Below are 17,703 nucleotides of genomic sequence, written 5' to 3'. Positions count from 1 at the left end.
ATTCTTAGCTGTTTTTTCTTTTTTGAACTTGTACAATAAATTCTTTTTCATACTTCTTACCATTTATATAGAAATTCCCCCACATTTTATACGTGCCCTCGGCAGGAAATGTAATTCGGTATTGTAATTGTTCATCCGTATCTACAGGCATAGCGTATAAAAAATTCTCCTTCGTTTCATCCACTATATAGAGTGACTCTACTTCTCCTCTCTCTGAATGCAATTTCAATTTTTCACCCTTTTTCGCTTGAAACTGAAATGTTAACGTAACTGGTTCATTCGGATGTAATGCGCCAAATAAAAGAGAAACTTCATACTCTCCTATTTTTTTTGTAAGTACACTGTCGATTGGAAATTTCACTTTTTTCTTATTGTTCTCCTCTTTCGTTCTACCAAAATTCTTCCTAGCGAATGACTCTACGGACTTATTTTTGTCTTCGTATAAAAATATTGTATATTCTTCGTCTTTCGCTATTTTGGAAGATAACTTATATGACCCGTTCCCTGCAAATGTGGGTTTAATTTGTTGTATGTTTTTTAACTGTCCATCTACAATCACTGCCCGCATTTGATCATTTACACCACGAATTTCATTATTCTTGTTGTTTAACAACTGAAATACAATATCTACTTTCTCATTTCCCTTTCCATTTGAAACATCCCACTTTACTTCCTGAACATCTCCTACAGTCTCTTCGTTTTCTTGATATTTTTTTATGTAAAATCCTCCTGCCACAATAAGTACTAACGCAATAAGCCCAATGACAAGATTTTTCAAAACATCACCTACCATTTTTATTGTCTCTATTCATACAAAACTTCTTAAGATATATATTCTAGATTATGATTTATGAAATCCTCCTATTTTGCACATATTACAAATAATAAAAAGATTTTAATTGAAAGGATTCGTAGTGTATAATGCAAATGATATTGATTTCTATCAATACATTATAAGGAGGACTTTTTTATGAGTGTACATATCGAAGCAAAACAAGGCGAAATCGCTGAATCTATTCTATTACCTGGTGATCCATTACGTGCAAAATATATCGCTGAAACATTTCTAGAGGACGTTACTTGCTATAATAATGTGCGTGGTATGTTAGGTTTCACTGGAACTTATAAAGGAAAACGTGTATCTGTTCAAGGTACAGGTATGGGTGTTCCTTCTATTTCTATTTATGTAAACGAATTAATCCAAAGCTACGGAGTTAAAAATTTAATTCGCGTTGGAACTTGCGGTGCAATTCAAAAAGATGTAAAAGTTCGTGATGTTATTATCGCAATGACGGCTTGTACTGATTCTAATATGAACCGTTTAACATTCCCAGGATTTGATTTTGCACCAGCTGCAAACTTTGACCTTTTAAAGAAAGCTTATGATGCTGGAACTGAAAAAGGATTACACGTTCGTGTCGGTAACGTTTTAACAGCAGATGTGTTTTATCGTGAAAGCATGGACATGGTTAAAAAACTTGGAGATTACGGTGTATTAGCAGTAGAAATGGAAACAACTGCTCTTTACACATTAGCAGCGAAATACGGTGTAAATGCATTATCAGTATTAACAGTTAGCGATCACATCTTCACTGGCGAAGAAACAACATCTGAAGAGCGTCAAACTACATTTAACGAAATGATTGAAATCGCTTTAGATGCAGCAATTCAACAATAGTACACTAAAGAACTTGTCATACGTCTGGCGAGTTCTTTTTATGTGACTTTTTATAAATAACTACTTTATAAAGAGACAGATTTCTCCCCTCTACTTTCTTGTAACGTTTGTTATAATAAAGTGAAACTTTAATCAGTGGGGGTTTTTTCCATCCCCCACTGATTATTAGTTGAACCAATCGGATTTTACGGGCAATTGATCTCCCATTTAACTCCCTTGTATTCGCCGAATTTTGAAGTGGGAGTCTTATTGCCCGTTAAAGCGGGATAAAGAAATCATTTACAGTATTTCTCATAAGAGGTGACGCAGTGAAAAACAGAAGTATCGTCTTTAAACTATTTTTATTAACATCCACTTTATTTACAATCATATTCCTACTTTTTTTCCTAGGACAATCTCTATTTTTAGAGAAATTTTATATTAATAAGAAAGTAAAAACAGTCCAAACTGCTTTTGAAAAATTCGTAGATAATTATGATAAAAGTGATAAAAGTTATGAGCAGGTTAGAAAACTAAAACAAGAATTTCATGATAAAACAAATGCCGATATGCAGTTTTTAGATTCTAACGGTATTATTAAAAGTGATAACAATTACTATATCGATGTATTTAATCCCAACAATAATAAACAGTATTCCATTCCACTCAATAATCTTTTAACACCAGAAGAATATAATAAATTCGAAAATTTAGGTTTAAAAAAAGATGTAATAATCAATGTTGATGGAGTCGTGCAAGAGAATAATATAATCACACCACAAAAATTAGGAACGAATTATAATCAATGGCAAAACGAACATTTCTATTCGGATTTTCAATCAATTAATGGAAATCCTTCTAAGAATAGACTTGCAAGCCGATACAAATCTACAACTCGAATCGTCTTTACAGGTGTTATAACTAAGTTACAGCTTCCATCAAAAGCTGAGGTTCGCCTTGCAAATGATATTGAAACATTACAAGCCGTTCAATATTTTGCTGATATGATTAGAGAGGGCACTTCTAACTCGAACCAATTAAGTACTTTCATATTAGATGGTGGAGAAAATATAAAAAATAGTATCTTTGTAAAACCGATTATAGAAAATGGAAGGATTACAGAATATGCTTTTGCGATAGCATCTTTGCAGCCTGTTAATGAAGCGATGCTCGTTTTAAAAGATTATTATGTCTATGCCTTAATCATCGTGTTTCTCGTAATTATTTTGTTATCCTTCTACTACTCAAAAATTATTGTAAAGCCACTAATTAAAATAAATCGTGTTACAAAAAAAATGGCTAATTTTGATTTCAGCGAGAAATTACCTGTTACAGCTGACGATGAAATTGGCGGGCTTTCTGGCAGTATCAATACATTATCTGTAAATTTAAAAGATCGAATCGATCGATTAAATGTTGCTAATACAAAGTTACAACAAGATATTGAACGTGAACGTCAATTAGAAAAAACAAGAAAAGAATTCATTTCTGGCGTATCACACGAATTAAAAACACCGCTAAGTGTAATTAGAAGTTTTGCAGAAGGAATTAAAGATGGTGTTAGTAAGGATACTTCGTATTATACTGATGTTATTTTAGAAGAAACAGAAAATATGAACAGGCTGATTGTTGAGATGTTAGAATTAGCAAAGTTGGAATCTGGTACTTACAAACTAGATATGACGACGTTCTCAATCGGTGAATTAACGCAACAAGTCTACACAAAATTATTATTTAGCATGGAAGAAAAACATTTACAAGTGAACATCGATGCAGACCCTTCTATACTTGTTACAGCAAATCGCAGTCGCATTGAACAAGTAGTTGTGAACTTACTAAGTAATGCAATCCGTTATACGCCAGAGGGAGAAAAAATACAAGTCTCCATTATAGAAGCAAAAGATACCGTAAAAGTCGAAATCGAAAATACAGGAAACCCTATCCCTGAAGAAAGCCTTGAAAAAATTTGGGATCGCTTCTATCGTCTAGATGCATCACGTAGCCGTCACACCGGAGGTACCGGTCTCGGATTATCTATTGTAAAAAACATTTTAGACCTCCATCATGCCGAGTATGGTGTGTATAATACGACTAACAGTGTTGTATTCTATTTCAATTTACAAAAAGTAAAAGAAGTCAAATAATTTGTCTTAATTTCACTAGGAGTTCACATGAAATTCACACTCTCCCTTTATAGTAAGAAACAAGTTAATCCTTTCCTTTACACATATAAAAGAGGAGAGTGCGTGAAATGAAACAAGCAGGACAACCTATTCAAAATGAAAAACAATTAGAAACTATCAAAAATATACTTTTACAATCTTCGAAACGTGATGGCTTATTATTCGTATTAGCTGTAAATTCTGGCTTAAAAGTAAGTGAAATCTTACAATTAAAAGTTAGTGATGTAATCGATGAAAATGAAAATGTTCGCCATTCCATTTTATTTTACAATGAAAAAGTGAAGAAACATAAATGGTTTGCTGTAAATGAAGACTTACAGCACGCAATCGAAGACTACATGAAAGAACGTAAAACTTGGAAACGTAATGAACCATTGTTAAAATCTCAAAAAGGAACAAAATCTATTACGAGACAACATGCATGGTACATTTTAAACAAAGCTGCAAAAGAAGTTGGATTAGAAGGGATTAGCTCACATACACTTCGAAAAACTTGGGGTTATTGTGCATACAAATCAGGTGTTGATATTGCGTTTTTACAACACTTCTTTGATCACAGTACTCCATCAAAAACTTTAAAGTATATCGGTATTGCTTAATAACTCTTATACATAAAAAAGGTTACCATTTTAAAATTTGGTAACCTTTTTTATATTTCGTATTCTCTTTTCTTGTCTCTCCTATACTGTAGTGGTACTCTAATAATAAGGGGGAGAAATTATGAACACACTTACAATTGAATTACCAAAAGAAACGGCTGAAAAACTTGATTTATTAAAACAAGCTTATGAAAAGAAAACAGGTGCTTCTATCTCTGAGAGCACTCTCGTTCAAACACTTATCTCAAAAGAATTTATCCAAGCGATAACTCCTTTTGATTTACAACAATTCGTCAATGGAAAAGAACAGCATTAATCGCTGTTCTTTTTTTATCTCTATTTAAAATATACAAAGTTTTTTATATATTTTTAGAAAAACCATTGACAATGATAATGATAACCATTATCATTTATTATGAAGCCAACAATTAATGAATCAACCAAACGCTCAGTAACATTGTTACCCCTCTTTTTCATATAGAAAGGCACTGTACATTCCCCCTGTTTGTACAGTGCCTTTCTTGTTTATTATCATTCAAAAAAATTTAATTGCTCCGGCTTCGGCTCACCATATGTAATGTTCATCATTTTCATAAGCTGTTTCGCATTATCTGCTGCATCCCCACCTGAATTGTTGTTAAACAGTACGTATATATCCTTTGTTTTCTTTTTTAATTGCTCTAGTCGTTCAACCCATTCTTCCAGTTCTTTATTGTTGTAGCGATATAAACAGCGAACCGCTCTCCAATTTTCCCCTTTATCAAGCCAACCATGAACATTTCGACCGTGAAAACGTATTAATGCCATGTCTAAATTCGTAACCTCTAACACAAGTGGCACAGAACCTATCCCAGCCTGGGGTTCATCACAAATTGTATGAATCCATTTCTCCTGTTCTAGAAACTGTAACGTCTTATCTCTCATTTCTGGATAAAACCATGTTTGATTTCGAAATTCTATTGCACATGGTAAACCTTCCATTTTTTCTTTCGTATATCGAAGAAAATCTACATTTTTCTTTTTGCAATCAAACCATGGTGGATATTGAAATAAAATTGTTTTTAATTTATCAGCTTCTATTAAAGGAAGAATAGACTGTTTATACACATCAAACATCTCATCGAACGTAGAAAAAGGAATTTCACCTTTCATATGTCCTGTCATTCCTTGATACGCTTTTACGACAAAAGAAAAATCTTTCGGCGTTTCCATTGCCCATTTTATATAATTTCGTGCAGGTTGCATTGCGTAAAATGAACTATCCACTTCCACAATAGGAAAATACTCGCTGTATGTTCGTAATTTATTTCTATTTTCATAGGGATTTATGTATAAAGAATCATGATCTCCCCATCCTGTCACTCCAATAAACAGCACATATACCCCTCCCTTTTTAACTTCATCTTCTATTCACTTTGCATCATGTAGCCTTTTCTTTAAGGGTATCCTTATAAAAATATGATATACTATATGGAAGAATTTTTAAAATGAGGGGTTATTTATTTATGCTTCCAAACGATGCTACTGTATCTCATGAAAAACGAATTGAAGAACTAGAAAATAAAGTACGTTTTTATGAAGAACTTGTGAATCAATTACCACATCATTTCACATACAAAAATCCACATATTGGTTTACGAATAAAGAAAACTAGAACGACTCATTCCATTCAAGAAATACCAAAAGAGAATAAAGAGGCTCATTTTCAACTTACTTGTGATTCATTATTTTTATTTGAACAACTTGAAAAACACTTTGTACATATTTTTGATGCCTTTTCACATCATGTAACCTTTATCGATAGTAAAGGGAATATTACTTTATGTAATCAAGTTGCTGCAGATGATTTCGGTATAATACGAAATGATATTATCGGAAAACCGATTCAACAATTACTAAACTTGCCGGAAGAAAAAATTAAAGCGATTGAAACATTAAAAACGGGAACAGAAATATATAATGAAGAAGTTTTAGACAAAAACTATGGCATTATAAATAACCGAATTATTCGCGATTATAACGGGGAGATTTTTAGAGTTATTAGTGTCTTTCATTATTTAAATACAGAACGTGATGCAGAGAAGTTTTCGTTAGCAGGGCGAATCGCAGCTGGAATTGCACACGAAGTACGAAATCCTCTTACAACAGTACGAGGATACTTACAATTTTTACAAGAAAGCGTTTCTCCATCAAATAAAGAGTTATTTAAAAACTTGCTTATCCCTGAATTAGATCGTGCAAATAATATTATTACAAAATTTTTAGCCATTTCAAAAACACGGGAATTTACAAGAGAACCGTTTCCCATCAATACATTTTTACGTGACTATATTCAACAGTTACTAGCTAGTGAAGTTTCCTTGCATAATATTTCAATTGATTATAACTTCTCTAATGAATTAGATGATATTTTAGTCAATATTGATCGACATGAACTTGTTCAAGTGTTTTTAAATCTATTTCAAAATGCCGTCGATGCTCAAGGCGACAAACCTCTTTCTATTCAAATTACTAGTTATCGCCTTAATAACTTCATTCGGATTACTTTCACAGATAATGGAATTGGTATTCCTCCAGCTATTCAAGAATATATCTTTGACCCATTCTTCTCAACGAAGGATTCGGGAACAGGACTAGGCTTGTCAGTAACAAAAAAAATCATCCAAAATCATAACGGCACATTAAAAATGACTAGTAATGAAGATGGTACAACTTTCACTATTTCAATTCCAATCTTACCTAAAACAACCCTTGAAAAATTAAATCAATGTAAATAGAGGACTAATCCACGAACTACATGCCAATTGTTAAACACTCCCAACAATTAGCATGTAGTTTTTTATGTTGCACTTTTCTTCTTTACATTATATAAACCTTTCTCTATATCTTACTTATTTCTTTCGTAGGTGGGCCAATTTCTTATTTTTTTAGAAATGGTAGTTTGTCCATCACGAATTTAGTATAAATTTCATTTTAATATATAGTAATGACTAATGATTCTATGAAAGAAAAGAATGAAAAGATGAACAATAAAAATAAAGGAAAAGTATTTTATGGTAATGATTGTTGCGAAGTAAGAGCATGTAGCCATATTAACATCCCTAAGTCAGAACTTACAGAATTTGTTAGACTTCTTCAAGCTCTTGGTCAAGCTATTCTAGTTCAATATGGATCTGGTTGCCTAGGGGGAGGAACTACGGGGACTACTGGTGCTCAAGGGCCTCAAGGCGCTCAAGGACCTGCGGGCGATACAACTGCGACACTATCTGTCATCCGAATTTACTAACCACAATTTCCGAAAATATTTTGGGAGGACTAAGCACATTTATAAGTAATAGATGTGATTTTGATTGTCTATTAAATCTCTCTTTTAATAAAAAGGAGCACTTATTTGGGAGGATAAGTGCTCCTTCTTTACGTTTCTTTACCTCAAATTTACTCTATCTTAATCCTCATTTTGTATGATAAATAGTGAAGTCAAAGATATGAAAGAGGGATGAAAATGAGAGTTATGTCACTAATACGCATTTGGATTGCTCTTATGGTATGCATTATTTTATGTGTAGGATTTTTTTTAACTCTAAAATATTCCACTATTTCAAAAGCAGATAGAAAAACTGTTCCATACAAAATTTTGTATACGAAACAAAGCAACATCCCTTATTCCAATGCAACAAAAAATGAAAAGAAAGTTATAACGGGAATGCTTATTACGAAAGCTTCTAGTTCCGAAGCGTTACTTCAAATTGCTGAAACGATTAAAGATCAGTATACAAATAAAAAAATCGATGAAATTACACTTTCTATCCACAATGAAAATAATGGTAATTACGAAGAAGAATTACCTTACGAACCTATTAGTAAAGGAAAAATAATTGTCACATACGATTCTCAATCCTTTGGCAATACGAACATTATACTTAACGAGTAGTAACTAGTACGGAGAAGGGATAATTTCAATCGTTTAAAATTTCATTTTGTTTTTCATACAAAAAAGAGGCGAATTTCATTATTCGCCTCTTTCTTTTACCAAAATGAAGGAATCCATTCTTTCACTTTATCAATCCACTCTTGTTGCTCTTTTTTTCTTTGTTGTTCCTCTTCTTTCCTTCTCTTCTCTTCTTCTTTTCTTCGTTTTTCCTCTTCTATTGTAGTCAATTGTTTTTTATAATCAGCCTCAGATATGAGCGATAACTGAAATGCTTTTTGAGCTGGATTTGCGTTCGCTTTTTTCATAATATCCCGGAACATTGTCGTCGTAATTTGACTACCACCCGGAACATAATGATCGCTATCTGTTTTATCATATCCTACCCAAATCGCACCTACCAAATCTGGTGTGTATCCAACAAACCATGAATCCTTTGCGCCGGTGCTTGGGCCATTTACAATTTGAGTAGTTCCTGTCTTACCGGCCGTATCAACATTATTAACTTTCGCCTTTTCGCCCGTTCCCTTTTCGACAACGCCTTTTAATAAATATGTCATCTTTTGAGAAATTTTCTCGCTTGTCACTCGTGTCTCTTTCTTATACCACTTTCCAATCGTTTCACCTTCCGCATTTTGTATCTCTCTAATCGCATGAGCTTCCACTTGAACACCATCATTTGCAAATGTACTATACGCTTGAGCCATTACAAATGGGGATGTTCCTACATGCATACCGCCTAAAGCGATTGGATACGTACGATCTTCTGGCACTAATGGAATACCAAATCGCTCTAAAGATTTCAATCCTTTATCTAATCCAATCTGTTCCAATAGCCAAACAGCCGAAACATTGTACGACTTTGCCACAGCTTCATACATTGTCACATCACCGTGAAAAGTATGATCGCTATTTTGTGGTTTATATTCTTTAATATTAAATGGTTCATCTTTCAATATATCGTATACTTCATACCCTTGCTCTAACGCGGGTACATATACAGCTAAAGGCTTTAACGTTGAGCCAGGTTGTCTTTTTAATTGGGTTGCATGATTAAACTGTAAAAACTGGTACGGTCCTCTCCCTCCAACTAAAGCTGGTACACCACCTGTTTTTGGATTCATAAGAACTACACCCGTTTGCATCAGTTGGTCTGAGCCATTATCTTTGAAATAACTATCATTATTCACAACGTCTTCTACAGCCTGTTGTTTTTTCGGGTCAAGCTCTGTATAAATACGATAACCACCCGCTAAAATTTCATTTTGTGTCAATTCGTATTTGTCCATCGCTTCTCTAACAATATAGTCTACATATTGAGAATATTTTCCCTTGTATTTATCATCCACACCACGTTTTAATACAAGACCACTCTCTTTTTCTTTATTATACTGTTCGTCAGAAATATACCCTTGCTCTTTCATTAAGCTTAATACGACATTACGTCTTTCAATTGACTTGTTAAAGTTTTTATAAGGTGAATATGCAGATGGTGCTTTAATCAAGCCTGCAATCGTTGCAGCTTCTGAAATTGATAAATCTTTTACATCTTTATCAAAATAAGATTTTGCTGCCCTTTTTATACCCCAAGCACCTTCCCCAAAATAAATTTGATTCATATACATTTCAATAATTTCATCTTTTGTATAAGTACGTTCTATTTTTTTTGTTAAAAAGTATTCCTTTATTTTACGAGAAAATGTACGATCTTGTGTCAGAAATACATTCTTCGCAAGCTGCTGTGTAATTGTACTTCCCCCTGCTACAACTTCTCCTGCTGTAATATTTTTAAAAACCGCACTTATAATTCCACTATAATAAATACCATGATGGTTAAAAAATTCCTTATCTTCTACTGCAACAATTGCCTGAACCATAATATCAGGAATATCTTTTCTTTTAACGCCTTCTGTTTTCGAAGAAGCTAATTTAGTTGCGACCTCATTATTTGCATCATAAATTAAAGTCGGTTGTGGAACAGCTTGTTTTAATTCAGATATGTCTTGAATGGAAATTATTATATTTACAGCAATAAATAGAGTAACGAGTACACTTCCCAATACAATTAATGAATTACGAAGTTTCTTCCTCTTATTGAACCACTCAAGCATTTTTTTAAAATGAGTGTTCTTCAATTTCATTCGTTCACTTCCTTCATTTATTTACACTCTTCTTTTTAAAAGGAAGAATACACCGCCTTTTAAATTTATTATAATAACGTAGTCATTCCTATAGTGTAAAGCTTTTCTTTTGCATTCATACTTTTTGCAAGAAAAGGACATTCTATAAGTAAGATATTCACTATTGGATATTAATATTATTAATAGAACAACGAGAGTTATGTTAAGTTTTTGTAAACTTTTCGATAAAATGTTTTAAAAAACGACAGTTTTTTGTTAGAATTGATTAGCCAATATATTTTACATATATTACTTTTGTGGGGGTAACAATAATGGTCTTTAAATCAAAAAAAGATAAATTTTCTGAAATGTTAATGAATGTTTCCGAAAATTTAAAAGAAGGCGCGCAGTTTTTCGTGGAGTATAAAATTAAAAATGCTAGCGATTTAAAAGAGTTTTCTATGCGCATGAAAGAGTATGAGTCAAAAGGTGACTCATTTATTCACGAAATCATTATGGAGTTAAACAAAGCGTTTATCACTCCGATTGAGCGTGAGGACATCCTACAACTTGCAATGAGTATGGATGATGTATTAGACGGATTAGATCACAGTGCAGGTCTGTTCGAAATGTATTCTATTACAGAAGCTGATGAATACATGATTAAATTCGTAGAAGCAATTAATCAATGTGCGATTGAGATTGCAAACTCTGTTGAATTAATGTCTAACAAAAAATTAGTCGACATTCGTACAAATGCGATTAAGATTAAGGATTATGAATCACAGTGTGATGATATTCGCCGTCATGCGATTAAGCACTTATTCTCTCGTGAAAAAGATCCGATTAAGATTATTCAATTTAAAGAGATTTACGAAGAGCTTGAAGAAGTAGCTGATAGCTGTCAAAGCGTTGCAAACGTATTAGAAACAATTATTATGAAGAACGCGTAAGGAGTTTGATCATGGATACACTCTTGATACTGACCGTTTTAGTAGTCATTTGCGCTTTAGCTTTTGACTTTATCAATGGATTTCACGATACAGCAAACGCTATTGCAACGGCTGTTTCAACGAAAGCTCTAAAGCCTAGACATGCCATTATTATGGCGGCTATTATGAACTTTTTGGGCGCAATGACATTTACAGGTGTAGCAAAAACGATTACAAAAGATATCGTTGATCCATTCGCCTTACAAAATGGTTCTCTTGTAATTTTAGCTGCTTTGCTTGCGGCAATAGCTTGGAACTTAATTACTTGGTACTACGGTATTCCAAGTAGTTCTTCGCATGCAATTATCGGCGCAATCGCAGGTGCTGCAATTGCGGCCGCTGGGATTAGCTCGCTAAATCTTAAAGGATTCATTAAAATTATTGAAGCTTTAATCATTTCACCGATTATCGCTTTTGTTATTGGTTATATCGTATACAGTATTTTTAAAGTAGTATTTAAAAACTTTAACTTAACGAAAACGAATAAGAACTTCCGTATATTCCAGATTTTCACTGCAGCATTACAAGCCTACACACACGGTACGAATGATGCACAAAAAGCGATGGGGATCATTACGATGGCACTTATGGCTAATAACTATCATACTTCTAGCGATATCCCGTTCTGGGTACAATTATCTTGTGCTGTCGCAATGGGGCTTGGTACTTCTGTCGGTGGATGGAAAATTATTAAAACTGTCGGTGGACAAATTATGAAAATTCGTCCTGTAAATGGTGTAGCTGCCGATTTATCATCATCACTTGTTATTTTCGGTGCAACATTCATTCACTTACCGGTTAGTACGACGCACGTTATCTCTTCTTCTATTTTAGGGGTTGGTGCTTCTCACCGTGTGAAAGGGGTAAAATGGGGAACTGCAAAACGTATGTTAATTACATGGGTTATTACACTTCCTATTTCAGCTTCTTTAGCTGCTCTGTTTTACTACCTATTACATTTTGTTTTCTAATCAAAAGTCGTCTTCCTTATTTTTCTAGGAAGACGACTTTTTTGTGAACAAGCCTATTTCTCATTAAAAAGCGTGTATAATAATTGATGGATAAGTTATTTAGAGGAGTTGGCAATTTTGGAATACATCATGTTACTTTTCATCGGACTAATCGCCGGAACAGTCGGCAGCCTAGTTGGGCTTGGAGGCGGAATTATTATTGTTCCGTTATTAATTGGATTACACAGTTTATCACCACAACTTGCAGTAGGGACTTCTATGGTAACAGTCGTTTTCACAGGACTATCTTCCACCCTTACTTACATGAAGCATAAGCGAGTAGATTATAAAAGTGGACTTATTTTATTTATCGGAAGCGGCCCTGGTGGTATTATCGGATCATGGGCAAATAAATTTTTAAACCAAGACACATTTTCTTTATACTTTGGGATTTTCCTTATATTCGTCTCAATTCTACTTATGCTTCGAGACAAATTAAAACCTCTTTCCCTCTCAAATACGTCTGTAATTAAGCGTTCTTTTACAGATAATGATGGAAATACTGTACACTACCAATTCCCACCGTTTCTTGCTATCTTTATCGCCTTTATAGTTGGGTTTATATCTGGATTATTTGGAATTGGTGGCGGTGCCTTACTTGTTCCAGCAATGATGCTTCTTTTTGCATTCCCAGCACATATTGCAGTAGCAACTTCAATGTTCATCGTATTTCTATCAGCAATTGTAAGTTCTGCAACTCACATCTCACTTGGAAATGTCAGCTGGATTTATGCATTAATCCTGATTCCGGGTGCATGGATTGGCGGAAAAATCGGGGCTTACATTAATACAAAACTAAGTGGTAACGCCGTAATTAATTTATTACGTATTACGTTGATTATTCTTGGAACTAGATTAATCATTATTTCCCTTTTATAACGTATTCTTTTTAGAATGCGTTTTTCTTATACACATGAATATAAAAATCCTCCGAGGAGAACAAATAAAATTAAACAAACACATAATAACATATAATTTGAAATATGTACTTTCTTCAAGTTGACCACTCCTATAACTGCGACTGTTATCTTTATGATAGCGAAAAAATAGTTCACTTGCAGTTACAGAGTGCTAACAATGCAAAATCAATTATTACAAATTTTATCCTTATATTTCATTTCTTTGTATATTCTATCGATTTAATAAAAAAAGATGTCATATTGACATCTTTTTTAATGAAGAAGTGACCACCCCATGAAGTCTTCATGTACTTGGCACGCCCTCTTATCGTTTCGATCATATAATTCAGCATAGCTATCTGTTTCTTCATCATAAGCCATCGTATAAATAATTTGGCCGTCTACTTCAACGGATAAAACGACTCCACCTTTCATCTCTTCTACATGAATGATAGCATTCGCCGGAATTCTCATATCCGTCATTCTCATCGCATCTAACAATATACTAAACCCCCTACAGCGTATTCATTGCTAGTACTATTACACACTAAATAGTATACTACTGTAATAGCATACATTTCGTCAATGAAATTGCTGTTGAAATAGCATATTGTCTATATACATATACGCTAAAATAGAAGAAATAGAAACATATTAATGGGGGGCTAACATTGATTCTACACAAAGGAGATGTACTATTCCGTCAAGGCGAGGACGGTCCTTTATACTTTATAAAAACAGGCTTATTAAAAGTAGTTCGGCTAGAAGAAGACGGAACACCATTTTTATTCAACATTATCGTTCCAGGTGAAACGATACCTCATCATTCTTTAATTTCACCGAAAGAATATCACGGTACAGCTATCGCTTTAATAAAAACAGAAGTGGAACCGATCACTAGTAGTGAATGGTACGAGAGACTTCAAGCAAATCCCGAATCGTATGCTAACATCGCTATGCAATTACAATCTAAATTAAGAATGATGCAACAACGAATTGATCAATTGACAACCGTCTCTCCGAAAGAACGTCTTCATCGTTTACAAGAATGGTTCACCCTATATTTAGGTGACATTCCTATATATGAAATATTAACACAAACCGAAATTGGTCAACTGATAGGTATACGCCGTGAAACAGTAAACCGTTTATTACGAGAACAAATAAAAAACGAGGTAAAATAAATACCTCGTTTTTTTGCTTATTGTAAGCTTGTTGCTGGGCCGAAAAATTCATAATGAATATGCTCTTGTTTCACACCTAAATCAGTTAGTGCAGCATTTATATGCTTCATAAATGCTACTGGACCACAGAAATAAAACTCTGCTTCAGTTGTCGGAATAATAGTTTTTAACCATTCACTTTCAATGAAACCTTCTTTATCAAAGTTCTTCATTTCTAAATCTTTTTCAGTCGGTGCAGAATAACAAGTATATGCTTTAACTTGTTCATATTCATTTTCTACTGCCTTAACGTCTTCTTTCATTGCATGTGTATTACTATTTATTGCTGCATGAACAAAATATACATTACGTTTTGAATCTTGTTCAATTAACGTATTTAACATACTCATCATCGGTGTAATCCCTACTCCACCACTAATTAGTACAACTGGTAATGTTGAATCCATATTTAACACGAAATCTCCCGCTGGTGCACTTACTGGTAAAACATCTCCTTCTTTTACATGTTCATGTAAGTAATTAGACACTTTACCGTCTGGTGTATCTACACCTTTTTCTTTTTTTACACTAATACGATAATATTCTTTCCCAGGAGCATCGGATAAACTGTATTGACGATTATGTGTATATGTCTCACCTTCAATATTGATTTGAACCGTTACATATTGACCTGGGATGAATGAAGAAACTTTCCCTCCATCTTCAGGTTTCAAATAAAATGACGTAATAACATCGCTTTCCTTCACTTTTTTAACAATCACAAAGTTGCGGAAGTCTTTCCATCCACCTTCTTTATGTGCAGCTTCTTCATACATCTCTGCTTCAATGCTAATGAATGCATCAGCAATGACACCATATGCTTCTCCCCATGCGTTTAAAACTTCATCAGGTGCACCTGCGACCTCTTTAATGGCACGCAGTAAACATGTACCTACAATCGGGTAATGCTCTGCTTTAATACCTAAACTTCTATGCTTATGACCAATTTGTTTTACAACTGGAATAATAGCTTCTAAATTATCAATGTACGTTGCAGCTGCATAAACAGCATTCGCTAACGCTTGTTGTTGTCTTCCCTTTTTCTGATTTGTATGGTTGAAAATATTCAATAACTCCGGATGTTCCGAAAATAAAATTTCGTAAAATCTCGTTGTAATTTCAACGCCTTTTTCTTGTAATAATGGTACTGTTGACTTTACGATTTCAATTGTTTTTGCACTTAACATTGTATCCCACTCCTCTATTTCCTTAACTATTTTTAGTTTAACTGAATCTTATAATGCAGATTGTGATTTTAATCACTATTAACACGGTGTTTTTGTGAATAATATATGAACATTATATTTACAAAAGAAAATAAGCTAACTAGAATTCTAGCTAGCTTATTATTTTGTTTGTATAGCTTGTTCAATTACTTTTATATCTTTCCCATCGCCAAACTCCGTATACCCCCAGATATTCGTTTCACCTCTATATTTATTTACGATGATATCCAAGTCATGATATACACGGTGGGCATACACTACATACTCAATATTTTGAAGTTCCACACCTTTTTTTACAATTTCATAGCTTCTATTTACATCGCGTTTTATTTTTTCATTCTTTATTTCCATATGTATATTTTTTAAAGATTGTTCTTGCTGTTGAAACCATTGCTTAAATTGATTCCAATCCCCATCTGTATAATTCTCTGCTTTACCGTAATTTAAGAAATTATTATAGCTTTCATGTGTCATTCGAATAAAATCTAGCACTTTTGTCTCTTCTTGCACATCTTCTATTTGAGCTATTGTATTTACCTCAGCAGGCTTATTCGCATAATGTAACAGCACATTCATAAGACTATAACTCGCAATAATCATCACGATAATAATACCTAATACATTTAACAATTTCTTCATATACAGAACTCCTTCTCTACTAAAAATATTACAACGTATGACTATACTTGTAACATTCTCTTGTAGAAATATAATTCCTGTATTAATTCTTCCTATCATTTCGACAATATTTTTCTATACATTTCTCGTTGGCAAATGTTCTTGTAGAACAATATATCCTTCATAAGCTGTGTAACCGAGTATAGCCATTAATCCAATATAACAAGCAAATACTGTCCATTTCGTTTTCGCATCCACTTTATAATAGTTTTCTTGTTGTTCCTTTTCTGTTTTCCATTCATTTAATTTTCTTTCTGACGCTTCAAATGCTTCCCTTATGTGAATTGTATACTCATCTTTTTCATCTTCATATGGAACATAATCTAACGGTTCGAACTTCGGTAAAAGATACTCTAACACTTCCATTTTTTGAAGTTCACCTATTTGTAACTCTTTTTCCCGTTCTCTTTGTCTTAATGCATTCATCTCATGATGCATCACGTATATAGTCCGATGTACAGCACCCGTTTCTTTTAATTCCTCTTCAAGCCTAGTAACATATTCTTTCATTCCATCAATTTTATGCCCTAATTCCTTAATCGGCTCATCTCTCTTTATTACTCTATATAACTCCATACAACCGATAATAACAATAAATCCTCCCAAAATACTTTTAAAGTAAATTGAATAGCCAAGTAATAAAATAAGGCCTGCTCCCCAAATTTTAGTACTGACAACTGAAATAATTCGCCCACCATCTAGCGGCGAAACGGGAATTAAATTAAAGAAATTAATCATACTTCCAAGCAAAATAACAAGCGCCCAAAATGGCTCTTTCGTCATTATATAAAGCGGTATCGCTGGTAAAAATGACAGAAGTCCGAAAAGCGGACCCATATATGCAATGTAAGCTTCATCTTTCGCATTTTTCGGCATCTCTTTCATTCCAATAAGAGCCCCCATAAATGGAATAAAGATTGCTGGCGATGTTGGGATCCCCTTTCTTTTCGCAGCCCATAAATGGCCCATTTCATGAACAAACAACAAATAAATGAGCGCCACTCCAAATTTCCAACCATATAGAACTGCGTATGCGCCAAGCGATAGAAACATACTAAATACCGTTGAAAACTTTGCTAATTTAAAAATTGCAAATACCCACTTTAACTTAGACAGTAAAAATAGACCTATCGCAACAATAATTCCCCATAATCCTTTTTTATTATTTTTCATATTCCTCTCCTTTAT

18 protein-coding genes are annotated in these 17,703 nt (G+C 33.6%); 11 read left to right on the top strand and 7 right to left on the bottom strand.

The window, feature by feature from the left end; all coding sequences use genetic code 11:
- Nucleotides 1–4 precede the first annotated feature (4 nt).
- Nucleotides 5–793, bottom strand: a complete 789-nt coding sequence (locus MHB52_RS07950; RefSeq protein WP_000232610.1) for a hypothetical protein — start codon at nt 791–793, stop codon at nt 5–7.
- Nucleotides 794–970: 177 nt separating this feature from the next.
- On the opposite strand from MHB52_RS07950, the gene deoD reads away from it, so the two are divergent.
- The 4 genes from deoD (at nt 971) to MHB52_RS07930 (ending at nt 4,755) form a co-directional block, all read left to right on the top strand.
- Nucleotides 971–1,678, top strand: coding sequence for a purine-nucleoside phosphorylase (gene deoD, locus MHB52_RS07945; protein ID WP_000110707.1), 708 nt, complete (start codon nt 971–973; stop codon nt 1,676–1,678).
- 308 nt (nt 1,679–1,986) lie between these two features.
- Nucleotides 1,987–3,801 carry a sensor histidine kinase gene (locus MHB52_RS07940; protein ID WP_016117479.1) on the top strand — a complete coding sequence of 605 codons (1,815 nt, stop codon included), beginning with the start codon at nt 1,987–1,989 and terminating at the stop codon, nt 3,799–3,801.
- A 107-nt stretch (nt 3,802–3,908) separates the two neighbouring features.
- On the top strand, nt 3,909–4,439 hold the full coding sequence (locus MHB52_RS07935) for a tyrosine-type recombinase/integrase (RefSeq protein WP_000806236.1): 531 nt from the start codon (nt 3,909–3,911) through the stop codon (nt 4,437–4,439).
- Nucleotides 4,440–4,560: 121 nt separating this feature from the next.
- Nucleotides 4,561–4,755 carry a DUF3924 domain-containing protein gene (locus MHB52_RS07930; protein ID WP_001094860.1) on the top strand — a complete coding sequence of 65 codons (195 nt, stop codon included), beginning with the start codon at nt 4,561–4,563 and terminating at the stop codon, nt 4,753–4,755.
- 215 nt (nt 4,756–4,970) lie between these two features.
- Here MHB52_RS07930 and MHB52_RS07925 read toward each other — a convergent pair whose 3' ends face one another.
- Nucleotides 4,971–5,816, bottom strand: a complete 846-nt coding sequence (locus MHB52_RS07925) for a DUF72 domain-containing protein (RefSeq protein ID WP_016117478.1) — start codon at nt 5,814–5,816, stop codon at nt 4,971–4,973.
- Between the two features lie 128 nt (nt 5,817–5,944).
- Between MHB52_RS07925 and MHB52_RS07920 the strand changes: the two genes are divergently transcribed.
- The 3 genes from MHB52_RS07920 (at nt 5,945) to MHB52_RS07910 (ending at nt 8,370) form a co-directional block, all read left to right on the top strand.
- Nucleotides 5,945–7,216, top strand: a complete 1,272-nt coding sequence (locus MHB52_RS07920) for an ATP-binding protein (RefSeq protein ID WP_000937238.1) — start codon at nt 5,945–5,947, stop codon at nt 7,214–7,216.
- 224 nt (nt 7,217–7,440) lie between these two features.
- Nucleotides 7,441–7,725, top strand: a complete 285-nt coding sequence (locus MHB52_RS07915; protein ID WP_016117477.1) for a hypothetical protein — start codon at nt 7,441–7,443, stop codon at nt 7,723–7,725.
- A 216-nt stretch (nt 7,726–7,941) separates the two neighbouring features.
- Nucleotides 7,942–8,370, top strand: coding sequence for a hypothetical protein (locus MHB52_RS07910; RefSeq protein ID WP_001265577.1), 429 nt, complete (start codon nt 7,942–7,944; stop codon nt 8,368–8,370).
- A gap of 95 nt (nt 8,371–8,465) precedes the next feature.
- On the opposite strand, the gene MHB52_RS07905 is transcribed toward MHB52_RS07910, so the two are convergent.
- A complete protein-coding gene (locus MHB52_RS07905) occupies nt 8,466–10,508 on the bottom strand; it encodes a transglycosylase domain-containing protein (RefSeq protein ID WP_016117476.1) in 2,043 nt (680 codons plus the stop codon).
- A gap of 311 nt (nt 10,509–10,819) precedes the next feature.
- On the opposite strand from MHB52_RS07905, the gene MHB52_RS07900 reads away from it, so the two are divergent.
- From MHB52_RS07900 to MHB52_RS07890, 3 genes are all read left to right on the top strand, one after another.
- On the top strand, nt 10,820–11,440 hold the full coding sequence (locus MHB52_RS07900) for a DUF47 domain-containing protein (RefSeq protein WP_000231447.1): 621 nt from the start codon (nt 10,820–10,822) through the stop codon (nt 11,438–11,440).
- A gap of 11 nt (nt 11,441–11,451) precedes the next feature.
- The gene (locus tag MHB52_RS07895) at nt 11,452–12,450 is read left to right on the top strand and encodes an inorganic phosphate transporter (RefSeq protein WP_000380270.1); all 999 of its coding nucleotides are present in this window, start codon (nt 11,452–11,454) and stop codon (nt 12,448–12,450) included.
- 117 nt (nt 12,451–12,567) lie between these two features.
- Entirely contained in the window at nt 12,568–13,368 is an 801-nt protein-coding gene (locus tag MHB52_RS07890) for a sulfite exporter TauE/SafE family protein (RefSeq protein ID WP_000455762.1), read from the top strand.
- A 293-nt stretch (nt 13,369–13,661) separates the two neighbouring features.
- On the opposite strand, the gene MHB52_RS07885 is transcribed toward MHB52_RS07890, so the two are convergent.
- Nucleotides 13,662–13,889 carry a hypothetical protein gene (locus MHB52_RS07885; RefSeq protein WP_000883009.1) on the bottom strand — a complete coding sequence of 76 codons (228 nt, stop codon included), beginning with the start codon at nt 13,887–13,889 and terminating at the stop codon, nt 13,662–13,664.
- 170 nt (nt 13,890–14,059) lie between these two features.
- Between MHB52_RS07885 and MHB52_RS07880 the strand changes: the two genes are divergently transcribed.
- On the top strand, nt 14,060–14,572 hold the full coding sequence (locus tag MHB52_RS07880) for a Crp/Fnr family transcriptional regulator (RefSeq protein ID WP_000600585.1): 513 nt from the start codon (nt 14,060–14,062) through the stop codon (nt 14,570–14,572).
- A gap of 17 nt (nt 14,573–14,589) precedes the next feature.
- On the opposite strand, the gene hmpA is transcribed toward MHB52_RS07880, so the two are convergent.
- From hmpA to MHB52_RS07865, 3 genes are all read right to left on the bottom strand, one after another.
- A complete protein-coding gene (gene hmpA, locus MHB52_RS07875) occupies nt 14,590–15,798 on the bottom strand; it encodes an NO-inducible flavohemoprotein (RefSeq protein WP_000947320.1) in 1,209 nt (402 codons plus the stop codon).
- A 159-nt stretch (nt 15,799–15,957) separates the two neighbouring features.
- On the bottom strand, nt 15,958–16,476 hold the full coding sequence (locus MHB52_RS07870) for a hypothetical protein (protein WP_000735229.1): 519 nt from the start codon (nt 16,474–16,476) through the stop codon (nt 15,958–15,960).
- A 114-nt stretch (nt 16,477–16,590) separates the two neighbouring features.
- Nucleotides 16,591–17,688: a site-2 protease family protein gene (locus MHB52_RS07865; protein ID WP_000794491.1), complete on the bottom strand. Its 1,098-nt coding sequence runs from the start codon at nt 17,686–17,688 to the stop codon at nt 16,591–16,593.
- Nucleotides 17,689–17,703: the final 15 nt, after the last annotated feature.

Origin of the sequence: Bacillus sp. FSL K6-0073, assembly GCF_038006085.1 — a bacterium.
Taxonomy (GTDB): Bacteria; Bacillota; Bacilli; order Bacillales; family Bacillaceae_G; genus Bacillus_A; species Bacillus_A cereus.
This window is presented reverse-complemented; position numbering and strand designations above follow the sequence as displayed.